Here is a 23,313-nt window from a genome sequence, read left to right on the forward strand (position 1 = left end):
TCTCATTACTAATATTTAGCTTATTAATTACCAACCTATAAGAAATATTAGTAATAGATAGCCATACTTTTTTATTGTTTAAAACAATATTTATCTTTGTCCTTCTGATATTATTTTTGATTGTGTGTTTCCATTCAAAACTTTAAAATTGTATATTTATTCTCTATTTTCAATCTTTGCAATCTCGTATATTGATGCAAAAAGCACTATATTTTTTTTTCCATTATACTCATATAAATTATTAGAATTTTTATAATCTAGGGCATATAAATTTAAACACAATAAAATAATTAATATTTTTTTCATTGTTTATCCTTGGTTTTTTAATAATTAATTATATCAATTTTTTTATTTTACAAACAAAAATTTTTAAAATACTTGTATAAACTAAGCCTTAAAATAAATAAAATTTTGCCTTAATGCTTCATAGCTTATAATGCCAACGCTTGTGGCCAAATTTAAACTTCTGCCACATTCTTTCATAGGAATTTTAATCATATTTTCTTTATTTAAATCCATTAATGATAAAGGCAAACCAAAGCTTTCACTGCCAAAAAATAGGTAATCCCCTTCTTTAAATTTAACTTCAAAATAAGCTTTAACGCCCTTAGTTGTAGCAAAAAAGAACTGTTGTTGAAAAGCTAAATTCTTAGCCAAAAACTCGTCTAAATTCTCCCAAATAATAGGTTCTAACTTAGCCCAATAATCAAGACCAGCCCTTTTAAGTGCCTTATTTGATATATCAAAAATGGTAGGCTTTATGATATGTAAGGTAAAACCTGCATTAAAACACATTCTACCGATGCTACCTGTATTTTGTGGAATGCGTGGATTTACTAAGACTATATTAAACATTAAACAAGAATTCTTTTAATATTTGGGTGTAATTTTACTAAAATTTCATAGCTTATAGTGTTAAAAAAATCTGCCCAAATTTGAGCGTCTTTTAAAACACAAATTTCATCCCCACTATCTTCGCAAGAAAAACTATCCATAGACATTCTACCAAGCATTTTTTTACCATTTGCTAAATACAAAATTCCTTTTCCATTGTATCTAAATAAACCATCCGCATAACCTAAATCATAAGTTGCTATATTTATACTTTCTTTTGCTACAAATTTACCACCATAGCCCACACCTTGCCCGACTTCTAAAACCCTAGAACTAAGTTTATGAGCGTATAAACTTAAAATTTTTTGCAAACTTTCATCACCATAACCAAACTGCGTTAAACCTACCCTGCATAACTCATCTTTTGGAAAATTATTTGTTCTAAAAAGGGCCGATGAATTATAAGAATGAAAAAGCAAATCTTTTTTAGCTAAATTTTTTATAATTTTCTTAGCCATTTCAAAGATATTTTTTTGTATAAAAAAACTTGCGTCCATTTCATCAGAACCCGCAAAATGCGTAAAAATTCCTTCTAAATTTAGCTTATTTTTTAAAATTTCTTTATAGGCAAATTCTAAATTTTGAACACAAACGCCATTTCTATGCATTGCTGTATCTATTTTTAAATGAATGCGAGTATTTTCTTTAAATAAACGGGCTTTTGAGATATCATTTAAGGCATAAATAAAGGCTGAGTTTTCATTGCTATTTGGGATATGAGATAGGATTAAGATATTATCAAAAAAAGCCTTTAACTCATTAGCCTCACCTTCATTTTTAACGGCTATGAAATTTACACCCATATTTTTTGCAATGGGTGCTAAAAGCGTGGCTGAGTGCCCATAAGCATTATCTTTAAAAACGCAAATTATTTTATTAAAACCACCTGCCCTAGATGCAATTTTATTTAAATTTGCTTCGTAGAATTTTTGATTTATTCTAATTAAAGACATTATTTTTCTGCGAGAATTTGCATCTTGCCATTATTTCCTAACCTTACATACAAAACCTTATCGCCTCTAAATTGATAATTTTTTGTGTAATAATCTTCAAAAAATGATATCCTATACATTTTATCGCCATTTATATTTGGATAAGGGCTTATAGAGATATTTGAGAATTTAATAACCTTATGTTCTTTGCGCGAAAAAATACTTCTTTTCATTTCGGCAAATTGTGAAAACTGACTCTTATCAAAGCGTCTAAAATTATCCTTATCATAAAAACTTAGATAGGTATCAACATCGCTAATTGTCCAAGCATGTTTCCAAGCAAATAAATCAGCAAAAAGTCCTGCTATCTCATCCTTTGAGGCACTTACATAATCCTTTTCTTCTGTTAAAACAAAGACCTTAGTTTTACCATCATCAAGCACCTTTGAAAAATTTTCCAATTGGTCATTTGTTAAAGCTATACAACCTCTCGTTTTGAATTCATCAAGCCTTTCTCCATCAAGAGGATAACCATGAATCCAAATTCCACCACCTGTTTTACCTTGTAACTGATCAAGTAAATTTGGATAAGAAGTAGCAAAAGCAAGAGGTCCATAATACTGATCAGGTCTAAACTTACGACCCAGCTCATAAAAACCAACAGGCGTTTTTAAATCGCCTTCTTTTTCTTTATCGCCCATTAAGCCGGTAATTACATCTTTTTGTTCAAATTGTTGCTGTAAAACCCCGTTTTTATAAGAATAAACCCTTACTACCTTATCTGTTTTATTTGTCCTAACGATAAAGGCATCATTATCATAATATCCCAAAGAAATATCCTTATTTGCTAGTTGCTCAAGCCAAAGATTTTTATTTGCAAGTTCTTTTTCAATAGCCACACCAACAGCTTCTAAGCCGTCATTTAAGTAAATTTTTACCAAATCAGCAGAGGCGAATAAGCTAGTTATGAAAAGAAAAAAAATCGTAATTAATCTTAACAAAATTTATCCTTATTGAAATGAAATTAAAGTGAAATTATATTATTTTTTTCTTAAATAAAAGCAAATCTAAAAATATTTATTAAAAACAACTCAAATTTAATAATCGTTTGCAAAAAGTTAATTTTTATTTTTTATAATACAAAACTTGTTTTTTACAAGCAATATATTCAAAGGAGAAAATATGAAAAAAGCGATGCTTTCTTTAAGTCTTTTAAGCCTTGGGCTCTTTGCAGCAGATATTAGCGTAGAGGATGTTTTTGTTAAACAAACTCCTCCAAATGCAAAAAATAGTGCTATCTTTTTAACGCTTAAAAATAACAGCGACAAAGACATAGCCTTAGTTAGTGCAAAATCAAATTTAAGCGATAAGGTAGAACTTCACACTCATACTAATCAAGATGGCAAAATGTCTATGATTAAGGTTGATAAGATAGATATTAAAGCTCATTCTAATACTGCTTTAAGACCTGGCAGTTATCATATAATGCTTTTAGATATTAAAAATCCAGTTGATGCAAATACTAGGGCTGATTTAACTCTTGTTTTTGATAATAAAGAAAGTATAGAGCTTAAAAATATTTCTAGCAAAGAACTTAAAAAGCCTAACCACCCAAAACCAAAGGGTGATAACACAACAAATGATAAAAAATAAAATTTTTCTTATTTTAATCTTTGTTATTATACTTGGCATTGCTTTATATGGGCTTTTGCCAAGTTTTTCAAATGAAAATTTACTTCCCTTAGAATGTAATTTAAATAAAGAAAATTGTGAATATAAATTTAAAGATAAAATGGTTAAAATTTCACTTAATCCTAAACCTCTACAGGCAATGGATATTACTCATTTAGTAGTTGAAAATTTACCTGAATTTGAAAATTTAAAACTAGAACTTTATGGGCTTAATATGGATATGGGTAAGATAAAACCAAGATTAATTAGACTTGAAAATGGTAATTATATAAGTAAAATTGTACTTAGTCTTTGTAGCTTAGAACAAATGCGTTTTAGAGGCGAATTTATACAAGATAATAAGCCTATAGGGCTTCATTTTGATTTTGATTTAACAAATAGGTAAGAATATGAAAAAAATTTTAATTGCTTTAATAGTATTTTTATGTGTAATAATGACTTTTTTTTACTTTAAAGATACAAATAAATACGACTTTGTGCTTAATTCTGAATTTGGAGAAAATACTACTTTATCAACCTTTAAGGGTAAAAAATTAATTATTTATTTTGGCTATACCTTTTGCCCTGATGTCTGCCCTGCAACCTTAGTAGTTTTAGCACAAGAATTAGAAAAACTTGAAAATAAAGACGCTTATTTATTATTTGTTTCCCTTGATATTGAAAGAGATAAGGATATTAAAAAAACAAATGAGTGGTTAAGGTATTTTTACCCAAATTCCACCTCTTTAATAGCTAGTAATGAAAAAACTTTGCAAAAAATAGCAAATAATTATGGGGTAAAATACCATAAAGTTGACTTGCACGATTCTTTTATGCAATACTCAGTAGCCCATAGCAACGCCTTATATTTTATAGATGAAAATGGTAACTTTTGGGGAGATATCACAAATTTAGACCCAGAAGAATTACAAGATACCTTAAAGAAATTTTTGCAAGGATAGATTTATTTATAAATAAAAAATTTTTGACATTTTTACAAAAAAGTTAATTGATTAACCACAAAGAAAATTCAAAAAAGTACGCTAATAGTAAATGAAGAACTCACATTATACAAATATGTAATTTTATTAAAAAATGTTGTTAAGAAATTCTTAACAACATTTACCTACGCCACCACTATTATATCTTTTTTCTAAACGTTCTTTGAAAAACTCACCTCTGCTTTGTGGTTTTCTATCAGGGTGTGCTTTTTTCATATGTTCTAAGTATTTATCATAACTTGAAAGCCCAACAAGTGGATGGAAAAACCTTTCGGCTTTTCCATATATATGCTTTATTCTACTGACTATTTTTAATGGAGTCGAGTTTGACATAAGCATTTTCCTTAAGAGGAATTTTAATCTTACCAAAGCAAATACCAGCGCAAGCGATGATTACAAGCAAGGTAGTTATCATAAAGAATATACATAAAACAGCATTTAGAATATTAGCAAATTTAGACTGAGACGCGATAGATAGGTCTTTTTCAATCTTAGCTTTTTCGGCTTCATCTTGTATACTAGCAAGTTGGGCTTTTAAGGCTTCTATTTTATCGCCTTGTACCTTAGCAACTGCAATGTGTGAAACAGCATTATGAACCCTATCACCTTCTTTGTAAGGTAAAACTTTTTGAATTCCACCATAAAGAGTAGCTACTAAAACAAAGATAGCAGGTACGAGTGTAACCCAAGTGTAACGGGCTTTTCCCATTTTTACTAAGATAGCAGTAACTAAAAGCAAAGCCATACCAGCTAACATTTGGTTACTTACGCCAAAGAGTGGCCAAAGTGTATAAATACCACCTTTTGGGTCGATTGCCCCTTGATAAAGGAAATACCCCCAGCAAGCAACGCCTATAAGGGTAGCCAAAACACCAGCCCAGAAATTATGGATATTGCCAAGTGGTTTATAAATATGACTTAACATATCTTGTACCATAAAACGGCAAGCCCTAGTACCAGCATCAACGGCTGTTAAAATAAATAAGGCTTCGAATAAAATAGCAAAGTGATACCAGAATTTCATCATATCAACCCCACCTAATAATTCATGTAAAATCAAAGTAACGCCGATAGCAAAGGTAGGAGCACCACCTGTTCTTGAAAGAATAGTTTTTTCACCTATATTTTGTGTAAGATTGTTAATATCTTCTGGTGTTACCTTAAAGCCCCATTCTGAAATCACAACAGCAGCTTGTGCTACATCACTAGTAATTAAAGCAGCTGAGGAATTTACAGCAAAATAAAGACCAGGTTGTAGGATAGAAGCACAAATTAAAGCCATGATACCAACAGCACTTTCTGCAAGCATTGAACCATAACCTACAGGCAAGGCGTGGGTTTCATTTTCAAGCATTTTTGGAGTTGTACCACTTGAAATAAGGGCATGGAAACCACTAATAGCGCCACACGCAATGGTTATAAACAAGAAAGGAAACCAAGCACCAGCAAAAACAGGACCTGTTCCATCTAAATATTGTGGATTAATCTTTGGCATTTGTAAATTTGGGGCAACAAAAATAATAGCAATAGCCATTAATACGATAACACCTATTTTTAAGAATGTTGAAAGATAATCACGAGGTGCTAATAAAAACCATACAGGTAAGATTGCAGCGATAAAGCCATAAGCCATAACTATTAAAGATAAGGTAGGAGCATCATAAGTAAAATACGCAGCAAGAGCTGGATTATTAGCTACATCATTGCCCCAATAAATAGATAAAAGCAAAAGTATAAAACCTATAACAGAGGCCTCTCCAACCTTACCAGGACGCCAAAAACGCATATAAAGACCCATGAAAATCGCAATAGGAATAGTCATTGCGATAGTAAATAGACCCCAAGGAGAATCAGCTAAAGCCTTTACAACAACCATGGCTAAAATCGCAATGATAATAATCATAATACCAAAGATTGCGACCATAGCAACACCACCTGTAAAAGTGCCCATTTCATCTTTAATCATTTCGCCAAGTGAGCGACCATTTCTACGAGTAGAGATGAAAAGAACAACAAAGTCATGTACTGAACCTGCTAAAACGCCACCAACCAAAAGCCAAAGCATTGAAGGCAAGTAACCCATTTGAGCAGCTAGTATAGGACCTACCAAAGGACCAGCACCAGCAATAGCAGCAAAGTGATGGCCAAATAAAACATATTTGTTTGTAGGAACAAAATCACGTCCGTCATCTTGAGTAACAGCCGGAGTTGCTCTATTTTTATCAAGTCCTAAAACATTATAAGCAACAAAGCGACCATAAAATCTATATCCAATAGCATAGATACAAATCGCTGCGACAACTAGATAGATTGCCGATACTGTTTCGCCATTTTGTAATGCCAGATAGCAAAAACAAAAGGCACCAAGAACAGCTATAAATAGCCATAGTATTTTATTAGTAATACTACTCATTCATTCTCTCCTTAAATTAAATTACATTACAAGATTAGCAAAATAAAAATTAAAATTAGTGAAAAAAGTTAAAAATTGTATAATTTTTTACTAAAAGTAACATTTTTTATTAATTTTTAAAACTAAACTTAAATTTAGCTTTAAAAAATATTTATGTATAACTTGAAATTTATTGAAAATTTAAAGTTATTTGTGTTTGTTTTTAGTGAAAATGTTTATTACCTACGCCTATGCTTATTTTTAGTATCCATTGTCTTATAAATTACTATCAGTTAATAAATCACTAAGATTTTCTTTATTTTCTTTTAAATATAATAAATTGCATTTAAATAAATTTCGTACTTGTTCTAATTGTAATTTACTTGCTAAAATACTTGAATCAATAAAATGTTTTTTAGGGATTAAATTTAAATCTAGTTCATATCCAGCATTTTTAGCTAATTGATTAATAAAAGTGCGTTGTGTTCTGCCATTGCTCTCTCTCTAAAAGGATGCAAGGCGTTTAAATTTGCAAAAAAATCCGTAATCTTATCTAAAAATTCATCACTTTCTAAGCCACAAAATAGCCTATTTTCTTTTAAATCGTTAAAAATTTCATCTGCATATTTTACAACTAAATCGCCAGGTACAAAATGCGTCAAACCCTTTAAAAATGGCATTAATAAATTTAATTCAAACCTATCTTTTCCTACCCACTCATAGACATCTTAAAATAAAAAATAATGAATAGCCTTTAAATGTTTATAATCAAATAAGCCTTGATATGGTTAAAAAATAATTGCTTCTCCTTAGCTTCAACCATTTTTACTTCTTTTTCAAATAATTCTTTTAAATTATTTGCCCCTATTTTATTAGTTTTAAGCAAGAAATTATCAAATTCTGTCATTTAACTCCCCAAGCCCTTAGTTTTTCATTCATAATATCTTCGGAGTCTTCACCTCTATCAATCCTAATTAAATCAAAAATATCCTCTTCATCCAAATACATACCCTCAATTGCCGAATTTCCTATAATAGAAAGATTTTGTTTATATTGTTCGTAAGTTAATTCATCTTTGTAGCGATTTAAAAGATCGATACATTTTTGAATTTGTAGGTCCATATTAGCACCTTTGCAAAAATTACAAAATTGTATAAAATAAAATGGTGCGGTTAGCGAGATTTGAACTCGCACACGCGTGGCGCACTACCCCCTCAAGATAGCGTGTCTACCAATTCCACCATAACCGCAAAAGCCCTAAATAAGGGCTTCATTTTTAAGCAAAAGGTATAAAAGGGTTAGCATAAAGGGCGATTAATGCAATAACAAGTGCGTAAATAACTTGTGCTTCTATCATCGCTAATGCGATAAACATTGTTGTCATTAATTTCCCACCAAGTCCTGGATTTCTTGCAGTACCAGCAATGGTAGCAGCCGCAGTATGTCCCATACCTATAGCCCCACCAAGTGCAGCAACACCAAGTCCAACACCAGCAGCTAAAACAGAAAAAGCTTTAATCCAAACATTGATTGCTTCTTGTTCAACAGGAGCATTTCCAACATCAGCTAATGCAACCACTACAAAAGCCATGAGTAAAAAAACAATTTTTTTCATCGTAAGACCTTTAAAAAGAATTTGTTTTAAATCCGTTCGGCTTGCGTATCCCTACTTAACATTTAAAACGGCTATTATTATAACAATTGCTAACTTTAAATAAATTTAATTACTCATTTCTTAAAGCATCTAAAACATCAATTTGAGTTGCCTTTTTTGCAGGGTAAAATGAAGAAAAAGCTATTATAAGCAAGGTGCCTATTAGGGTAAGCAAAAAATCTAAAATGGATAAATCAAGAGGAAGCTTACTAGTACCATAAACATCAGCTGGTAAATTTATAATATTAAAATTTCCTAGTACAAAAAGCACTATAAAGGCAAGTATAATCCCACATATCATTCCACTTCCACCGATTAACATGCCTAGTACAAAAAAGCTTTTGTTAACTTCTTTTTTACTGGCACCTAGTGCAAGTAAGATAGCTATTTCATTACGTCTAGTCATAACTATCATTAAAAGTGAGCTAACTATATTTAAACTAGCTACTAGGATAATTAACATTAACACTATAAAAAGTGCCCTTTTTTCGAGTTCAAATGCAGAAAAAAAATTTGAGTTTTGTTCCCACCAACCTATACTAGCATAATCATCGCCTAAGAAATTTTTTATCCTTTCAATATCCTTAAAGGCATCATTTGAAAAGACATGCACTCCATCATACACATCAAAGATATTTAAAATTTTTCTAAGGGCATTTACATCAACAAACATATAAGCCTTATCATAAAAAGCAAGACCAGAAGTAAAACAAGCCTTTACATCAAAACGTTTTGTTTGAGGTATCAAAGAAAAGCCACTTGGATTAAAATTTGAAAAAATAAGCGTGTGTTTATCATCTTTTTGTAAATTGAACTCACTTGCTAGATTACAACCTATTAAAATATCATAATTGCTTAATTTTTTATCCTTTAAGGCCTTTGCAATAACTTCATTTATCTTTATCTCATCACTAAAATTTACACCAAAGACAATGCCACCTTCAAAGCGATTGTCGCCCTTTGAAATAACTTGAGTACTTAGATAAGGACTAAAATTTAAATTTGGAAATTGAGTTTTTAAACTATTTATAAGATTATCATCAATCCTTGCGTAAAATTTTGGCAAGATTGTAATAGGATAATTCATAACAAAAAAACGTTTTTGAAATTCCTTGTCAAAGCCATTCATTATAGCCATAGCAACAAGTAAAACGCAAAGCCCTACACATACGCCTAAAAAGGCTAAAATCATTGATAGGGCTATAAAGGGTTGTTCTTTGTCAAATCTTAGATATTTAAAAAGTAAATATCTTAAAACGCTTTTTTTCATTATTTTAAGCTAAAATTCCTTGCTTTGGACCACTTTTTCCATGGCATTCTTTGTATTTTTTACCACTACCACAAGGACATTTTGCATTTCTTGGTACCTTTTTAAATTCAGCCTCGCCACCTTCGCTTACTCCAATTTCCACGCTTTGTGCCCTTAATTTTTCAGCTTCTTCATTTACCTTTTCTTCAAGCTGTTCTTGTAAGCTATCCTTTAAAACAATGCTAAATAAAAGCTTAACACTATCAAATTTAATGCGTTCGACAAGCTCTAAAAATAAATTATAACTTTCTTTTTTATATTCTACTAAGGGATCTTTTTGATTATAACCTCTTAATCCTATGCCCGTTTTTAAGATATCCATTTGATATAAATGCTCTCTCCAAGCATTGTCAAGCACTTGCAAATATAAAATTCTTTCTATATTTCTAAGCTGGTTTGTTGGAATGGATTGCATTTTGTTATTATAAGATTGTTCTAAAATTTCATTTAATTTATCTTGAATTTCTAGTATGCTTAAATTTGTAAAATCTTCTTTTATTATTTGGGTAGAACAATCATGTAAAATTGTATTTTTTAAGCTTTCAAAATGCTCTCCACTTAAACTTTCTTCAATCATATACTCACTAATTACACTAGCTACATACTCAGCAATATTTTGAGAAATTTTAGCCCTAATATCATAATTTTCATCTAAAAGCTCGTTTCTATATTTATAAATACTCTTTCTTTGTTCATTTGCTACATCATCATACTCTAAAAGGTGTTTTCTACTTTCAAAATGCAAACTCTCTACTTTTTTTTGTGCATTTTCAACTGCCCTTGTAACAATACCTGATTCTATGCTTTCGCCTTCTTTTATACCAAGTCTATCCATAATAGCCTTAATTCTATCACCCCCAAAAATTCGCAAAAGATTATCTTCTAAACTTAGATAAAAACGACTCATTCCAGGGTCTCCTTGCCTACCTGAACGACCTCTTAATTGATTGTCAATGCGTCTGCTTTCATGCCTTTCAGTGCCTATTATGTAAAGTCCTCCAAGTTCTCTTACCTCATCATCAATCTTTATATCAACGCCTCTACCAGCCATATTCGTAGCTATAGTTACAGCACCCTTTTTTCCAGCATCTGCTATGATTAAGGCCTCTTGTTCATGGTTTTTTGCATTTAAAACATGGTGAGGGATTTTTTCCTTAACTAGCATATTATGAAAAACTTCACTTCTTTCTATGCTTGCAGTTCCTACTAAAACGGGTTGTCCCTTTGCATTTGCGTATTTTATCTCATCAATTACAGCCTTAAATTTTTCATCTTGAGTTTTATAAATTAAATCATGCCTATCTTGCCTAATAACAGGGATATTCGTAGGTATTGAAACAACGTCAAGTCTATAAATTTGTGAAAACTCGGCTGCTTCAGTTTGAGCTGTTCCTGTCATACCTGCTAATTTTTTATACATTCTAAAATAATTTTGAAAGGTTATATCGGCTAGTGTTTGACTTTCTTCTTGGATTTTAACCCCTTCTTTTGCCTCTAAGGCTTGGTGTAAGCCCTCGCTAAACCTCCTACCCTCACTTAATCTACCTGTAAACTCATCCACTATAACTACTTCTTGATTTCTTAGCACGTAATGAACATCTTTTTCAAAAAGATTATGAGCCTTTAAAGCTTGGTCCAATTGGTGTGCTAAAATAGCATTATCAAGGCTATATAAATTTTCAACCCCAAAAAGCTTTTCTGCCTTTGAAATTCCTTCTTCTGTGATTAAAATCGAACGATTTTTTTCATCTACTACAAAATCACCTTGTGGTTTAGCCGGTGGAATTACATTTTCTGCCCTTTGCATTTGCTTGGCTACTTCATTTGCCTTAATATATCCATCTAGTGTGCGATTTGTTGGACCACTGATTATTAAAGGCGTTCTTGCCTCGTCTATTAAAATACTATCAACCTCGTCTACAATCACAAAATTATGTCCTCTTTGAACCTTATCAGAGGCTGCAAATTTCATATTATCACGCAAATAATCAAAGCCAAATTCATTATTTGTACCATAGGTAATATCGCAAGTATAAGCAAGTTTATGCTCATCATCTGAATTTGAAAGCACTACCCCTACTGAAAAACCTAAAAAATTATATAAAACGCCCATTTGTTCAGCATCTCTTTTAGCTAAATAATCATTTACCGTTACAACATGCACGCCCTTTAAAGTAATGGCATTTAAAACCACAGGCAAGGTGGCTACAAGGGTTTTTCCCTCCCCTGTTTTCATCTCAGCAATCTTTCCTTCGTGAAGTACCATACCTCCTATTAATTGCACATCAAAATGTCTCATTTGTAAGGTTCTTTTACCTACCTCTCTAACAATGGCAAAAACATCACACAAAACATCATCAAGGCTTCTTTCATCTTTTAAAACTGATTCTTTTATTTTATTAAATTCAGTCTTTAAATCTTCATCGTTTAAGGCTTCATAACGAGATTCAAGGGAGTTTATTTGTTCTACACGTTTAAGATATTTTTTAACTTCTCTTTCATTTTTTGTACCAAATATAGATTGTAAAGCTTTTGCAAACATTTAAAAACCTTTGCTAGAAATTTTAAAGTCCTTATTATAACGATTATTTAATTAAATTTAGCTAGAATACAAATAAAAATATGAAATTTTTTAAAGGATTATTATGAGAATTATTCTTTGCCTATTTTTGTGTCTTTTGCAAGGCTTTTGCTTTAATTTAAGTTTTAAAAATTTTTCTAGTGATTTTACTCAAAGTGTTAGTTCAAAAAATTCAAAGATTGATTACAAAGGACATTTTATAATAACTCCAAATCAAGCCTTTTGGAAGTATGAAAGCCCTAATAAAAAAGAAATTTATATAAATAAAGAAGATATTGTTATAATAGAACATGACTTAGAACAAGTTATTTTTTCTAAATTTGATAAGGTACCAAATTTAAGCGAAATTTTCAAAAAAGCAAAACAAATAGATAGCAAAACCTACGAGGTAAAATATGACAATATCAATTACACTATAAAATTAAATAAAGATAGCGTTGAAAATATATCTTATCAAGATGAATTTGAAAACAATATTTTAATAGAATTTTACAATCAAAACAAAGATGATTTTATAAATTCAAATGTCTTTACTCCTAAAATTCCTAAGCATTATGATAAGGTTCGCTAAATTTAATTTTTATAAGAATTTAAAGCTATTTCTTGCAAGGAAAAATCAGCTTTTTTAACATAAGAAAAACTTTCCTTACTAAGATAATCAAGCAAAGTTTTTTCCATTATACTAGCTGCTTTTATAAGCTCATTAGAAAGTTCAAAACTCATAGCCTCTATCCTTTTTGGAACACAGGCTAAAATTTGAGTTTTTGGTAAATCCCCATTTAACTCCATAAACTGCAAAGTTTGAAGCATTTCAAGCTCATGTGCACTTCCACTCCAAGAAAGCTTTTTTGGCATAGCATCATAAGGAAAAAAAAAGACATCGCCTATATTAGAACTATCAGCCTCAATGCAATCTACAATAACGATTTTATCATATTTTGCGATAATATAGCTCAAATGAAAGGCTAAGGTTCCACCATCTATAAAGTCTATATTGTGAGTTTTATGTGAAAAATCGTAGTTTTTTTGAAGTTGTTTGCAAAGATGAACACCAACGCCTTCATCTGCAAACATAATATTTCCTATACCAAGTATAAGAAAATTCAATTTTTTTCTTCCTTTATAAAACGATAACCACTAATTATCGCATCGAGGGCACCATCTTTTCCTTTTACAGCGTTAAACACAGCCATATAAATGTGGATAGGTACAAAAATCAATATAATCCACATAAAAATTCTATGCCAAGTTCTAACGCTTGCAAGTCCACCAAACATAGCCTCAACGGGTCTTAAAAGATTATGCAAAGCACCCGCTAGACCTTCGTGATAGGTATGTACATAAAGAATTAAACCTGTAAGAATAATGCCAAAAATCACTAGATAAAAGAAAAAATAAGTAACAAATTGCAAAGGATTATAAACGCCCTTTAAAGACGGGTGTTTTCCTACAAAAAGATAAAATTTAATCTGTTCTATCCATAATTTTACATTAAAGGTATCAACTATGCTTATTCTTTCCTTAGCACTTACCCTATCAAAAAAGAAAAGATAAATTTTAAAAATAACACAACCAATTAAAACAAAACCCACAGCTTGATGAACTAAGCGAATATTTGCTTGTAAAAAGCTTGTAGGTTCGCTATTTGGAGCAGCGCTTATAAAAACATAGGAAAGATAAAAGCCAGTCATCGCTAAAACTACTATACAAACGGCCCTAACCCAATGCGTAAAACGCAAACCTATGCTAAATTCGTAATCAGCCTTTCTTTGCAAAGCTTTATCTCTATCTTGCATGAAAGCCTCCTATAAATTGACATTAACTTTATATTCACTTAACTCATTTCCCTTTGTATCCATAACATGCACAGCACAAGCAATGCAAGGGTCATAAGAGTGAATTTTTCTAATGATTTCAAGTGGTTGTTTAACATCGGCTATTTTAAGACCAATTAAACATTGTTCATAACTTCCACCTACACCATTTGCATCCTTTGGAGAAGCATTCCAAGTAGATGGTACCACAGCTTGCCAATTTTCAATAACGCCATTTTTAATCCTACACCAATGGCTTAATGTACCCCTTGGAACATGCCCTATGTATCTACCTTTATATTCTTTATTTGGGTCTATTTTATAAGTAGTATAGGTACTTTCATCTATTTTTAAATTTTCAATTAAATTATTAAAGGCACGAAGTCCATGAGTAGCTATAATCTTAGCCTCAAGGCAACGAGTGGCAGTTCTTCCTAAGGTACTAAATACAGCTTCAAGTGGTAAGCCAGTATCCTTTAAAAACTCATCTACAATAGGAACTACATTTGCATTTCCCTTAGCATAATTTATAACAACATTTGCTAAAGGTCCTACTTGCATAGGCATTCCATCATATCTTGGGGCCTTAATCCAGCTATATTTGCCTTTTAAATCAAATACCTTACCCTTAAGTACTTGACCATGATGGTCAATGCTTTCTCCATCAACAAGCCCTGTATAATTAGGATTTGTCTTGCCATCATAAGGGTGTAAGGCTTCATTATCAGCATACCAAGAATGAGTAGCCTCTTCTGTGATTTTATCTTCTTCTACCTCATAAACCTTGCTAATATCGCCATTTTTAATGATACCACTTTCAAATAACCACTCATTTTTACCGAGTTGAAATTCTTGGAAGGTAAATAAATTTGTAACGCCAACATCGTTTAAAACGCTAGGTTCATTAGCATAAGCCTTACCAGCCATAATCAAATCAGGATAATAAGCCCGGTTAATGAAATCAGTGACCTCTTGAATCTTAACCAAATATTCTCCCATTCTAGCAGGTGATAAAAGATCCATTACGCAAGTAACACCACCAACGCTTAGACTTTGTGGGTGAGGTTGTTTAGAACCAAAGATAGCCATAGCCTGGGCTACTGAGCGTTGAATTTTTAAACATTCTAAATAATGGCTTAGGGCTATTAAGTTTTCCTCAGCACTTAAATGATAAGTAGGATGCCCATAATAAGCATTTGCAAAAGGTCCTAAATTTCCTTTATCTACAAATGCTTTAACCCTTTGTTGCACCTCTAAAAGTTTATCAGCACCAGTAGCATAAGGATTTGGAGTAAAATTAAAGGCTAAATCACTAGCTTTTTTTACATCAGCACCCAAAGCACTTACAATATCTACCCAATCAAGTCCGTGTAATTGATAAAAATGTACTATATGGTCATGTAAAAATAAAGCAATATTCATTAATGTCCTAGTAAGTAAGGCATTTAATGGAGGTTCAATGCCAAGTGCATTTTCAACTGCTACAATACCGGCCTTATAATGAGAAAAGGTACAAACCCCACAAATTCTTTGTGTCATAAAACCTATATCGCGTGGATCACGTCCTTTTACTATAGTTTCTATACCACGCCAAAGCGTAGAACCAGCATATGCTTCTTGTACTACATTATTATCATCAACCACAACTTCAATTCTAAGGTGTCCTTCTATCCTAGTAATAGGGTCTACTATTATTCTTTGACTCATTTTTAATCCTTATTTTTTTGTATAGAAGCAATAACTGCATGTGCTGCAATAGCAACGCCTGTTAAACAAAGCACACCTATGCCTATCTTATCGCTTAGATTATCAGCCCCAAGTCCTAGGGTAGTACCAAATTTATGACCTGCCATAGGCTCTTCAAATGGTTGCATATTATCCCAAAAATTAGGCTCAGAACAACCTATACAGCCATGCCCTGCTTGGATAGGCCAAGAGGTGTGGCTATTAAATCTTTCCCTTGAACAATTATTAAAGGTATAAGGTCCCTTACAGCCTACCTTATAAAGACAATATCCTTTTTTTGCACCCTCATCGCCAAATTCTTGCACGAATTCACCGGCGTCAAAATGCCCTCTTCTTTCACATAAATCATGAATTCTAAGTCCATAAGCCCACTTTGGTCTATTATAAACATCAAGAGTAGGAAGTTCTTTAAATAATAAAAGTTGTAATACATTACCAACTATATTTTTTTCACTTGGAGGACAGCCAGGAACATTAATAATAGGCTTTGAAGTAATCTTATGAACAGGTTTTGCATTGCTAGGATTTGGCCTTGCTGCTTGAATTCCACCAAAAGAAGAACAAGTACCTATAGCTAAAACTGCCATAGCATTCTCACAGGCCTTTCTTGTAATCTCATAACCAGTATGTGCTTGTCCTCCAACGGTTAAATATCTTTCTTGATCCCCTGTTGGAATACCTCCTTCTACCATTAAAACATAATTTCCCTTATATTTTTCAATGGCATTATTAAGATTATCTTCTGCTTGCCAACCAGCTGCAGCCATTACGGTTTCATGGTATTCAAGTGAAATATAATCAAAAATCAAACTATCAATAGTAGGGGCATCACTTCTTAATAAACTCTCACTACAACCAGTACACTCTGCCATATGTAGCCACACAACAGGCACTCTATCAGCAAGTTCTGCAGCACGTGCTACCATAGGCACAAAACTAGTAGGAAGTGCTAAAAATGCAGTCATAGCACCAGCCCATTTCATAAAATCTCTTCTGCTAAAACCAGCTTGTTCTAAGGCTTTGGAAATAGAATTGTTGGAATTACAGGAAGGTAGTTTCTCAAGTGCATCTAATCTAGCACCTATCTGAGAATAATCAAGCATCATATCTCCTTTTTTTGCTTAATATAATATTCTTTTCAGTTACAATAATAAGCTAAGTTCATTTAAAAGCTAGTTAAAGCGTTTATTTTTGTTATATTGTGTGCAATTTAGTAACATAAAAATAAAAAATTTAAGAAAATTTATAAGCCTTTTTTAAGCTTTCTAATTAAAAATCTAGCTGGGTGAATGTGTGGTACAAATTCTTTAAACATAGCTAATGGTTCATTACAAATTAAGGCACAAAGATACCTAGCAGCAATTATACTTGTACTAAAACCCCTTGAACCATGACCAAAATTTAAATATAAATTATCATAATTTTTTGGCAAAATTTGAGGTCTTTGTTTTGTCCAAAGTAAGCCTTTATAAGCATTTTTGTAAAATTCTTCATCATAAAAAGCACCAATTATTGCAAATCTATCGCTAGAATAAGAACGAAATCCTACCTTTGAACCTATGAGTTTTAAATTATAAATTTTAACAAATTCCTTAATATTTTCTAAATTTTCTTTATCATCTTCTAAATTTGGCATCTTACTTAAATTTAATCTATCATAACTAGCCCCTATTACTTGCAAATTATCTATTTTAGGACAAATATAACCCTTTGAAGAAAGGGCGATTTTAGTATTTAAAAAGGGCTTTAGGTGGCTAACCTGTCCTCTAACCTTACTTAAATTCATAGCATCATAATTTATAAAATCCTTTGTATCACTACCCATGGCATAAATTATTATATCAAAATTTGGCCTTTTATCTGCATTTTTAAAATACAAACTAAAATTTTTATCTTTTTTAAAATAGCTAAATTCATGCCCTAAATAAAGCTTTGCCTTGCTTAATTTAAGTAAATTTTTTACTATTTTTTTTGGGATTATTATTCCACCATCCTTTAAAAAAGCCTTATTATCATTTATACAAAATAGAATATTATCCCTTTGATCTAAAAATCTTTTATTCATTAATTCATTATGGCTAAATTCCATAACCCCATCAAAGCTTAATCCTAAAATTTGCCTATAAAATCTACTTGCTTCTATATAAGCAAACTGCGAAAATTCGCCAAGTGCCACGCCTTTTTTAAGTATCAAAGAACTTAATATTCCACTTTCATTATAACTAGTACCTTCTTCTAAAATTTCATTTTTTTCAAAAATGCTAATTTCAAAACCCCTTAAGCTTAACTCATAAGCTAAACTAGTTCCACTAATACCTGCCCCTATGATAGCTATTTTTTTGCCACTTATATTTGAAAGAAGCCTTGAAAAATAATTTTCTTTTTCTAAAATTTCACTTTCTTTTTTAAAAAAAGCCCTTAACATTTCTCTTTTATGAAAACTTTTTATTTTTTGAATTTCAAAGTCATATTTTAAAAGTATATTTTTTACCTTAGAAGAAGCACTATAGGTACAAATTATGGCATTTTTTAAACAAAGTTTGCTTAAATTTTTAATGGTATTTTCACTAAACATTTCTTCATTTTTACTAGGAGAAAAGCCATCTAAATACCACACATTAGCCTTAAAATCTAAATTACTTAAAACACTTATATCATCAAAGATTAAGTCTAAAAAAATATCCTTAAAATAAAAACGATAATAGCCCCTTTTACAAGGTGGATAAAATTCTAAAAATTTATCTATGTATTCTTTAAATTCATTGTAAATTCCAAGCCTTTCATAGCACTCTTTTAAAATGTGTTTTTCTATATAAAAACCTTCAACGCTTACATAAAAAAGTCGTTTTGGTCTATTTTTTAAGCTTAAAAAATGCTTTAATGTTAAAAAGAAATTTAAGCCTAGGCCAAAGCCTGTTTCTGCTATGATAAATTGTTCTTTTGTATCAAATTCAAAGGCTCTTGTATAAACAAATTCCCTTTCATTTATACTATTTTGTGAATTAAAATAAAAGTCGTTAAAATCAAGCGAAAAGGGGGTATTATCCTTAAAAACTAAATTCGCTTTTTTCATTTATTATGATAAAAATAATTTTCAACCCCATCAGCAATCCCTCTTGCTAATAGGTCTTGGAAATTCTTATTTGCTATTCTTTTTGATTCGCTTGGATGAGAAATATAGCCAATCTCTAATAAAATCGCTGGCATTTGAGCCCCAACTAAGACCCAAAATGGTGCCTCTCTTACTCCTCCATCAACTACCTTATATTTTTGCCTAGTATTTGATAAAACGCTTTTTTGTATATCGATTGCTAATTTATTTGAGGCAATTATTTTTTCGCGGTTTAAAAAGTGTAAAATATTTTGCTTAGAAAAATAATTAACCTCTTCTAAATCGCCTTGATTTTCCTTCTCAGCGACCTTTTTACTGCGTTCACTTCTAGCAGGAGATAAGAAAAAGGTTTCAACCCCTTCCATAGCCCTAGCCTTATCTTGCGTTGGTGCAGCGTTTGCGTGTATTGATAAAAACAAATCTGCCTTTTTATCATTTGCATACTTTGTCCTAGTTCTTAAATTTATAAAATTATCCTTACTTCTAGTGTAAAGCACCTTATAGCCCCTTTTTTTAAGCTCATTTCCAAGCTTTAAGGCCGTATTTAAAACTATATCCTTTTCTTTTAATTTTACCTTGTTATTAACAGCCCCAGCATCTTTGCCACCATGCCCAGCATCAATTACTATAAGCTTGGTTGCCTTATAAGCAGAACTTAGAGTATTTTTACCACCCTTTGGGATAGTTTTTGTAACGACAACTTCTTCTTCATCCTGCTTTTTTTCTTTGCTTTGGGTCTTTTTTTGTGTTTTTTCTTTACCTTGAGTTTTAGTGCTTTTTGTAGTACTTTTAGTATTTGAAAAGGCTAAAATTAAACTTTTATCACTGAGTTCTTTAAAAATTTTTTCTTCTTTAATAGAACTTAAAACTATACGAACAATTTGTGGAGTAAACTGAGTGATAGTAATAAATTTATCCTTAAATCCATAATTTTTACGACCACCTTCTAAAATACCTTCAAAAGAATAAATATAACGATAATACTTTGAGTCCTTTGTAGTGCTAATATTTATTTCATCATTATCTAATTTTTGATTTAATTTTAATAACACGCCCTCATTTTCTTTATCTACACTTAAAACATAAAGGTTTGAATTTTCTTTTTTAACATCTTTTTTTTCAGGCTTTTTTTCTTCTTTTGGCTTTTCTTCTTTTTTTACCTTTTTAACTTCACTTTCTTTTTTAACTTCTTTCTTATCAAAACTAGCTAAAAGATTAACCTTATTTTCATTAAATTTAAATTCTACATTAATTTTTTCCTTTGCCCTTACTACTATACGAATGGTTTTTGGATTATATTGAGATATTACTATGGAGTAATCTTCATAAGTAAAATCCTTTCTAACACTTTCAAAAACACCACTTAAATCAGTAATATGTCTATAATTACCTTTTTCATCTAGCACAAAGCTTTTTAAATCATCTTTATCTATCTTAGTATTTAAACTAAATTCCATGCCTGTATCATTTTTTTTAGCATTTAAAATATAAATTATCTTTTGCGAATTTTTTGAAGTGCTTGAATTTAGGGCTATTATACTATTATCTGGTAGTTTTGAATTTGTGTTTTGAGTAGTCTCATTTTCTTTTTTTTGAGTATTAAGTGATTTTGTAGCCTTTTTTAAATTATTGATATTTTCAGCACTTACCCCACTTTCTTCAAGCTCACTAACATAGCTTTCATCGCTTAAATTTAGGGTATTTGAACTTACCACTAATCTTTTTAAAATTTCTAGCTTAGTACTTTCATCATCCCTTATAACACTTTGTATATATAGGCTTTTGAGTTGTTGGTGATACTTAGTTTGCGTGTCAGGGTTAGAAGTTATAAAATTATCATCAAAAGATGTTAATTCCTTTTCATAAGCAGCAAAAAGAAAATTGAATAATATTAAACTAAGTAATAAAACCCTACTCACCATTCACAAGTTTATCCATTAATTCTTTCACTGAAATTAATTCTTTCAAACGATAGCCATTGGCACCCGTAAAGAAAAGTCCCGTTTCTTTTTTGCCCGCATAGGCATCATAAAGCCTATCAGCTATACAATAACCAACCTTTGTAGCCTCCTTGCCTCGCCCACAAGGTGCTACGCAATTACTAACACAATTTATCTTAGGTCCCATTCTTTTATCCACTAAATTTAATAAATTTGTTCTAATACCGCGAGCTGGGTATCCAACAGGAGATTTTATAAGTTCTATGTCTTCTTTTTTGCAATTAATCAAAACTTGCTTAAAATCATCACTTGCATCGCATTCAAAGGTACCTATAAAACGAGTTCCCATTTGTACGCCACTAGCACCCAAATTTAAAGCATTTTCTATATCTTTTTTATCCCAAATTCCACCAGCTACTATTATAGGAAAGGACCCCCAATTTTTAGCCTCTTCTACAACAGGCTTAATTAAATTTTCAAGTTGATAATTTATATCAAGGCATTGTTCATAAGTAAAACCCTGATGACCTCCACTTTTTGGACCTTCTAAAACAACAGCATCAGGCAAACGATTATATCGAGCTTGCCAACGTTTACAGATAATTTTTAAGGCCTTAGCAGATGAGATTATAGGCACAAGTGCAACATCTTCAAAACCCATTGTAAACTCAGGTAAATTTGTAGGCAAGCCAGCCCCAGAAATAATAACATTAAAACCAAGTTCACAAGCATCCCTTGCAATCCTTGCATAATCATTACTAGCACATAAAATATTACAACCCAAAGGTGCGTTTCCACAAACCTTTCTAGCATTATCAATAATGGCTTTAAGTCCATTTCTTGAATAAAAATTATTACTACCATAAGGCTTTGAGTTAAATTCCTTGCTAATATGGCTTAAATTCTCATAATATCCAGTTCCTACAGAAGAAATAATACCAAGCCCTCCATTTAAAGACACAGCACTAGCTAATCTATCCCAACTAATGCCAAGCCCCATTCCACCTTGAAAAATGGGATATTTTATAGTATGCTTTCCTATAGTTAAGGGTTTAAAACTCATTGAATTACCTTTAATTTTGCAAATTTTCTCTTGCCTATTTGTAAGATATACTCACCTGCTTTAAGTTTCATTTGTTCATCTTTTATTTTTTGTGAATTTATGCTAACTGCATTTGCTATTATATCACGTCTTGCAGCAGAAGTTGAATGGCACAAAGCACATTCTACTAAGGCCTTAGCTATCCAAATTTCACCACTAATTTCAAATTCTTTTATATCACTTGGCAAGGCATTTTGAGAATGGACCTTATCAAATTCATCCTTTGCAAGTTTTGCTAAATCTTCATTATAATACCTTGTAACTATTTCAAGGGCTAAATTTTCCTTTGCCTTTTTTGGGTGTAAAAAATTATTTTTAATATTTTCTTTTATCTCTTCAAATTCAGCCAAACTCTTAGAACTTAAAAGTTCGTAATATTTTAACATTAACTCATCACTAATGCTTAAAAGCCTTGCATACATTTCGTTTGGATTTTGAGTAAGCCCTACATAATTTCCTAAACTCTTACTCATTTTATTAACCCCATCAAGCCCTTCAAGTAAAGGCATCATAATAACGGCTTGTTGTTTTTGAGTGTTATAAATTCTTTGTAGGTGCCTACCCATTAAAAGATTAAATTTTTGGTCTGTCCCACCCATTTCTATATCACATTTTAAAGCCACGCTATCATAGCCTTGAAGTAAAGGGTATAAAAATTCACAAATACTTATAGGGCTTTGTTCTTTAAATCTTTTAGTAAAATCATCCCTTTCAAGCATTCTAGCTACGCTAAAAGTAGAACTAAGTTCGATTAAACCGGACGTTCCTAAAGCATTTATCCACTCAGAGTTAAAGCAAATTTTAGTTTTATCTTTATCTAAAATTTTAAATACCTGTTCTTCATAAGTCTTAGCATTTTTTAAAACCTCTTCTTTGTTAAGTCTTTTTCTTGTTACATTTTTACCAGTTGGGTCTCCAATTTGTGCTGTAAAATCACCTATTAAAAAATATACTATAGCCCCATGCTTTTGTAAAAAGGCTAATTTTGTTAAAACTACGCTATGTCCTAAATGCAAGTCAGGGGCTGTTGGGTCAAAACCAAGCTTAACAAAGAAATTTTCGCCCTTTTCATAATAATTTTCAATCAAAGTTTTAATCTTTTCTTCATCAATTATTTCAGCACAACCTCTTTTAAGTTCTGCAAAAATATTGCCCAAATCCATAC

Annotated in this window: 24 protein-coding genes and 1 tRNA gene; 4 read left to right on the forward strand and 21 right to left on the reverse strand. The window is 31.2% G+C overall.

Annotated features, from left to right (window positions below):
• Nucleotides 1-156 precede the first annotated feature (156 nt).
• The 4 genes from FMM56_RS08770 to FMM56_RS06475 all read right to left on the reverse strand — a co-directional run bounded on the left by FMM56_RS08770 (nt 157) and on the right by FMM56_RS06475 (nt 2,827).
• A complete protein-coding gene (locus FMM56_RS08770; RefSeq protein ID WP_190319032.1) occupies nt 157-306 on the reverse strand; it encodes a hypothetical protein in 150 nt (49 codons plus the stop codon).
• Between the two features lie 81 nt (nt 307-387).
• Entirely contained in the window at nt 388-855 is a 468-nt protein-coding gene (locus FMM56_RS06465; protein ID WP_150208116.1) for a tRNA (cytidine(34)-2'-O)-methyltransferase, read from the reverse strand.
• Nucleotides 855-1,847, reverse strand: coding sequence for an alanine racemase (locus FMM56_RS06470; protein WP_150208119.1), 993 nt, complete (start codon nt 1,845-1,847; stop codon nt 855-857). Before FMM56_RS06470 ends, FMM56_RS06465 begins: the two co-directional genes overlap by 1 nt.
• Entirely contained in the window at nt 1,847-2,827 is a 981-nt protein-coding gene (locus tag FMM56_RS06475; protein WP_150141649.1) for a murein L,D-transpeptidase family protein, read from the reverse strand. Before FMM56_RS06475 ends, FMM56_RS06470 begins: the two co-directional genes overlap by 1 nt.
• Before the next feature lie 181 nt (nt 2,828-3,008).
• Between FMM56_RS06475 and FMM56_RS06480 the strand changes: the two genes are divergently transcribed.
• From FMM56_RS06480 to FMM56_RS06490, 3 genes are read left to right on the forward strand one after another with little or no spacing between them, the layout of a single operon-like run.
• Nucleotides 3,009-3,479 (forward strand): copper chaperone PCu(A)C, encoded by a 471-nt coding sequence (locus tag FMM56_RS06480; protein ID WP_150141648.1) that lies wholly within the window; start codon nt 3,009-3,011, stop codon nt 3,477-3,479.
• A complete protein-coding gene (locus FMM56_RS06485; protein ID WP_150141647.1) occupies nt 3,466-3,903 on the forward strand; it encodes a hypothetical protein in 438 nt (145 codons plus the stop codon). Before FMM56_RS06480 ends, FMM56_RS06485 begins: the two co-directional genes overlap by 14 nt.
• A 4-nt stretch (nt 3,904-3,907) precedes the next feature.
• Complete coding sequence (locus FMM56_RS06490) at nt 3,908-4,459, forward strand: SCO family protein (protein ID WP_150141645.1); 552 nt, start codon at nt 3,908-3,910, stop codon at nt 4,457-4,459.
• A 150-nt stretch (nt 4,460-4,609) separates the two neighbouring features.
• On the opposite strand, the gene kcuS is transcribed toward FMM56_RS06490, so the two are convergent.
• From kcuS to secA, 9 genes are all read right to left on the reverse strand, one after another.
• Nucleotides 4,610-4,831, reverse strand: coding sequence for a KCU-star family selenoprotein (kcuS, locus tag FMM56_RS06495; RefSeq protein ID WP_150141644.1), 222 nt, complete (start codon nt 4,829-4,831; stop codon nt 4,610-4,612).
• Complete coding sequence (locus FMM56_RS06500; RefSeq protein ID WP_150141642.1) at nt 4,797-6,911, reverse strand: carbon starvation CstA family protein; 2,115 nt, start codon at nt 6,909-6,911, stop codon at nt 4,797-4,799. The genes kcuS and FMM56_RS06500 overlap by 35 nt, the downstream gene beginning before the upstream one ends.
• 437 nt (nt 6,912-7,348) lie before the next feature.
• Nucleotides 7,349-7,570 carry a hypothetical protein gene (locus FMM56_RS09040; protein ID WP_223811481.1) on the reverse strand — a complete coding sequence of 74 codons (222 nt, stop codon included), beginning with the start codon at nt 7,568-7,570 and terminating at the stop codon, nt 7,349-7,351.
• 74 nt (nt 7,571-7,644) lie between these two features.
• Nucleotides 7,645-7,797, reverse strand: a complete 153-nt coding sequence (locus tag FMM56_RS09045) for a hypothetical protein (protein WP_223811482.1) — start codon at nt 7,795-7,797, stop codon at nt 7,645-7,647.
• Nucleotides 7,794-8,012: a hypothetical protein gene (locus FMM56_RS06510; protein ID WP_150151990.1), complete on the reverse strand. Its 219-nt coding sequence runs from the start codon at nt 8,010-8,012 to the stop codon at nt 7,794-7,796. The genes FMM56_RS09045 and FMM56_RS06510 overlap by 4 nt, the downstream gene beginning before the upstream one ends.
• Before the next feature lie 42 nt (nt 8,013-8,054).
• Nucleotides 8,055-8,140, reverse strand: a tRNA-Leu gene (locus FMM56_RS06515).
• Nucleotides 8,141-8,166: 26 nt separating this feature from the next.
• Entirely contained in the window at nt 8,167-8,505 is a 339-nt protein-coding gene (locus tag FMM56_RS06520; protein ID WP_150141638.1) for a F0F1 ATP synthase subunit C, read from the reverse strand.
• Between the two features lie 109 nt (nt 8,506-8,614).
• Nucleotides 8,615-9,814, reverse strand: coding sequence for an ABC transporter permease (locus FMM56_RS06525; RefSeq protein ID WP_150141636.1), 1,200 nt, complete (start codon nt 9,812-9,814; stop codon nt 8,615-8,617).
• A 4-nt stretch (nt 9,815-9,818) separates the two neighbouring features.
• Nucleotides 9,819-12,395 (reverse strand): preprotein translocase subunit SecA, encoded by a 2,577-nt coding sequence (gene secA / locus FMM56_RS06530; RefSeq protein WP_150141634.1) that lies wholly within the window; start codon nt 12,393-12,395, stop codon nt 9,819-9,821.
• A 100-nt stretch (nt 12,396-12,495) separates the two neighbouring features.
• Here secA and lolA point away from each other — a divergent pair, with 100 nt between their 5' ends.
• Nucleotides 12,496-13,005: a LolA-like outer membrane lipoprotein chaperone gene (lolA, locus tag FMM56_RS06535; protein WP_411675406.1), complete on the forward strand. Its 510-nt coding sequence runs from the start codon at nt 12,496-12,498 to the stop codon at nt 13,003-13,005.
• Nucleotides 13,006-13,007: 2 nt separating this feature from the next.
• Here the strand turns inward: lolA and FMM56_RS06540 are convergent, their stop codons facing one another.
• From FMM56_RS06540 to tyrS, 8 genes are all read right to left on the reverse strand, one after another.
• Nucleotides 13,008-13,541 (reverse strand): HyaD/HybD family hydrogenase maturation endopeptidase, encoded by a 534-nt coding sequence (locus FMM56_RS06540; protein ID WP_150141630.1) that lies wholly within the window; start codon nt 13,539-13,541, stop codon nt 13,008-13,010.
• Nucleotides 13,538-14,230 carry a Ni/Fe-hydrogenase, b-type cytochrome subunit gene (cybH, locus tag FMM56_RS06545; protein ID WP_150151987.1) on the reverse strand — a complete coding sequence of 231 codons (693 nt, stop codon included), beginning with the start codon at nt 14,228-14,230 and terminating at the stop codon, nt 13,538-13,540. The genes FMM56_RS06540 and cybH overlap by 4 nt, the downstream gene beginning before the upstream one ends.
• A gap of 9 nt (nt 14,231-14,239) precedes the next feature.
• Nucleotides 14,240-15,955 carry a nickel-dependent hydrogenase large subunit gene (locus FMM56_RS06550; protein ID WP_150141627.1) on the reverse strand — a complete coding sequence of 572 codons (1,716 nt, stop codon included), beginning with the start codon at nt 15,953-15,955 and terminating at the stop codon, nt 14,240-14,242.
• Between the two features lie 2 nt (nt 15,956-15,957).
• On the reverse strand, nt 15,958-17,097 hold the full coding sequence (locus tag FMM56_RS06555) for a hydrogenase small subunit (protein ID WP_150208124.1): 1,140 nt from the start codon (nt 17,095-17,097) through the stop codon (nt 15,958-15,960).
• Between the two features lie 140 nt (nt 17,098-17,237).
• Nucleotides 17,238-19,067, reverse strand: coding sequence for a bifunctional tRNA (5-methylaminomethyl-2-thiouridine)(34)-methyltransferase MnmD/FAD-dependent 5-carboxymethylaminomethyl-2-thiouridine(34) oxidoreductase MnmC (mnmC, locus tag FMM56_RS06560; RefSeq protein ID WP_150208127.1), 1,830 nt, complete (start codon nt 19,065-19,067; stop codon nt 17,238-17,240).
• Nucleotides 19,064-21,025 carry an N-acetylmuramoyl-L-alanine amidase gene (locus FMM56_RS06565; protein WP_150208176.1) on the reverse strand — a complete coding sequence of 654 codons (1,962 nt, stop codon included), beginning with the start codon at nt 21,023-21,025 and terminating at the stop codon, nt 19,064-19,066. Before FMM56_RS06565 ends, mnmC begins: the two co-directional genes overlap by 4 nt.
• Nucleotides 21,018-22,109 carry a nitronate monooxygenase gene (locus FMM56_RS06570; protein WP_150208129.1) on the reverse strand — a complete coding sequence of 364 codons (1,092 nt, stop codon included), beginning with the start codon at nt 22,107-22,109 and terminating at the stop codon, nt 21,018-21,020. Before FMM56_RS06570 ends, FMM56_RS06565 begins: the two co-directional genes overlap by 8 nt.
• Nucleotides 22,106-23,311, reverse strand: a complete 1,206-nt coding sequence (gene tyrS, locus FMM56_RS06575) for a tyrosine--tRNA ligase (protein WP_150141619.1) — start codon at nt 23,309-23,311, stop codon at nt 22,106-22,108. Before tyrS ends, FMM56_RS06570 begins: the two co-directional genes overlap by 4 nt.
• Between the last annotated feature and the right edge of the window lie 2 nt (nt 23,312-23,313).

The organism is Campylobacter sp. LR264d, from assembly GCF_008633895.1.
Classification (GTDB): Bacteria; Campylobacterota; Campylobacteria; order Campylobacterales; family Campylobacteraceae; genus Campylobacter_D.

Bases quoted from the DNA above. Each gene is read 5' to 3' on its own strand.
- tyrS (WP_150141619.1), bottom strand. From the start codon at position 23,311: ATGGATTTGGGCAATATTTTTGCAGAACTTAAAAGAGGTTGTGCTGAA.
- FMM56_RS06570 (WP_150208129.1), bottom strand. From the start codon at position 22,109: ATGAGTTTTAAACCCTTAACTATAGGAAAGCATACTATAAAATATCCC.
- FMM56_RS06555 (WP_150208124.1), bottom strand. From the start codon at position 17,097: ATGCTTGATTATTCTCAGATAGGTGCTAGATTAGATGCACTTGAGAAA.
- FMM56_RS06490 (WP_150141645.1), top strand. From the start codon at position 3,908: ATGAAAAAAATTTTAATTGCTTTAATAGTATTTTTATGTGTAATAATG.
- cybH (WP_150151987.1), bottom strand. From the start codon at position 14,230: ATGCAAGATAGAGATAAAGCTTTGCAAAGAAAGGCTGATTACGAATTT.
- mnmC (WP_150208127.1), bottom strand. From the start codon at position 19,067: ATGAAAAAAGCGAATTTAGTTTTTAAGGATAATACCCCCTTTTCGCTT.
- FMM56_RS06485 (WP_150141647.1), top strand. From the start codon at position 3,466: ATGATAAAAAATAAAATTTTTCTTATTTTAATCTTTGTTATTATACTT.
- FMM56_RS08770 (WP_190319032.1), bottom strand. From the start codon at position 306: ATGAAAAAAATATTAATTATTTTATTGTGTTTAAATTTATATGCCCTA.
- FMM56_RS06525 (WP_150141636.1), bottom strand. From the start codon at position 9,814: ATGAAAAAAAGCGTTTTAAGATATTTACTTTTTAAATATCTAAGATTT.
- kcuS (WP_150141644.1), bottom strand. From the start codon at position 4,831: ATGTCAAACTCGACTCCATTAAAAATAGTCAGTAGAATAAAGCATATA.
- FMM56_RS06470 (WP_150208119.1), bottom strand. From the start codon at position 1,847: ATGTCTTTAATTAGAATAAATCAAAAATTCTACGAAGCAAATTTAAAT.
- FMM56_RS06550 (WP_150141627.1), bottom strand. From the start codon at position 15,955: ATGAGTCAAAGAATAATAGTAGACCCTATTACTAGGATAGAAGGACAC.
- FMM56_RS09040 (WP_223811481.1), bottom strand. From the start codon at position 7,570: ATGCCATTTTTAAAGGGTTTGACGCATTTTGTACCTGGCGATTTAGTT.
- FMM56_RS06510 (WP_150151990.1), bottom strand. From the start codon at position 8,012: ATGGACCTACAAATTCAAAAATGTATCGATCTTTTAAATCGCTACAAA.
- FMM56_RS06480 (WP_150141648.1), top strand. From the start codon at position 3,009: ATGAAAAAAGCGATGCTTTCTTTAAGTCTTTTAAGCCTTGGGCTCTTT.
- FMM56_RS06500 (WP_150141642.1), bottom strand. From the start codon at position 6,911: ATGAGTAGTATTACTAATAAAATACTATGGCTATTTATAGCTGTTCTT.
- FMM56_RS06465 (WP_150208116.1), bottom strand. From the start codon at position 855: ATGTTTAATATAGTCTTAGTAAATCCACGCATTCCACAAAATACAGGT.
- FMM56_RS09045 (WP_223811482.1), bottom strand. From the start codon at position 7,797: ATGACAGAATTTGATAATTTCTTGCTTAAAACTAATAAAATAGGGGCA.
- FMM56_RS06520 (WP_150141638.1), bottom strand. From the start codon at position 8,505: ATGAAAAAAATTGTTTTTTTACTCATGGCTTTTGTAGTGGTTGCATTA.
- secA (WP_150141634.1), bottom strand. From the start codon at position 12,395: ATGTTTGCAAAAGCTTTACAATCTATATTTGGTACAAAAAATGAAAGA.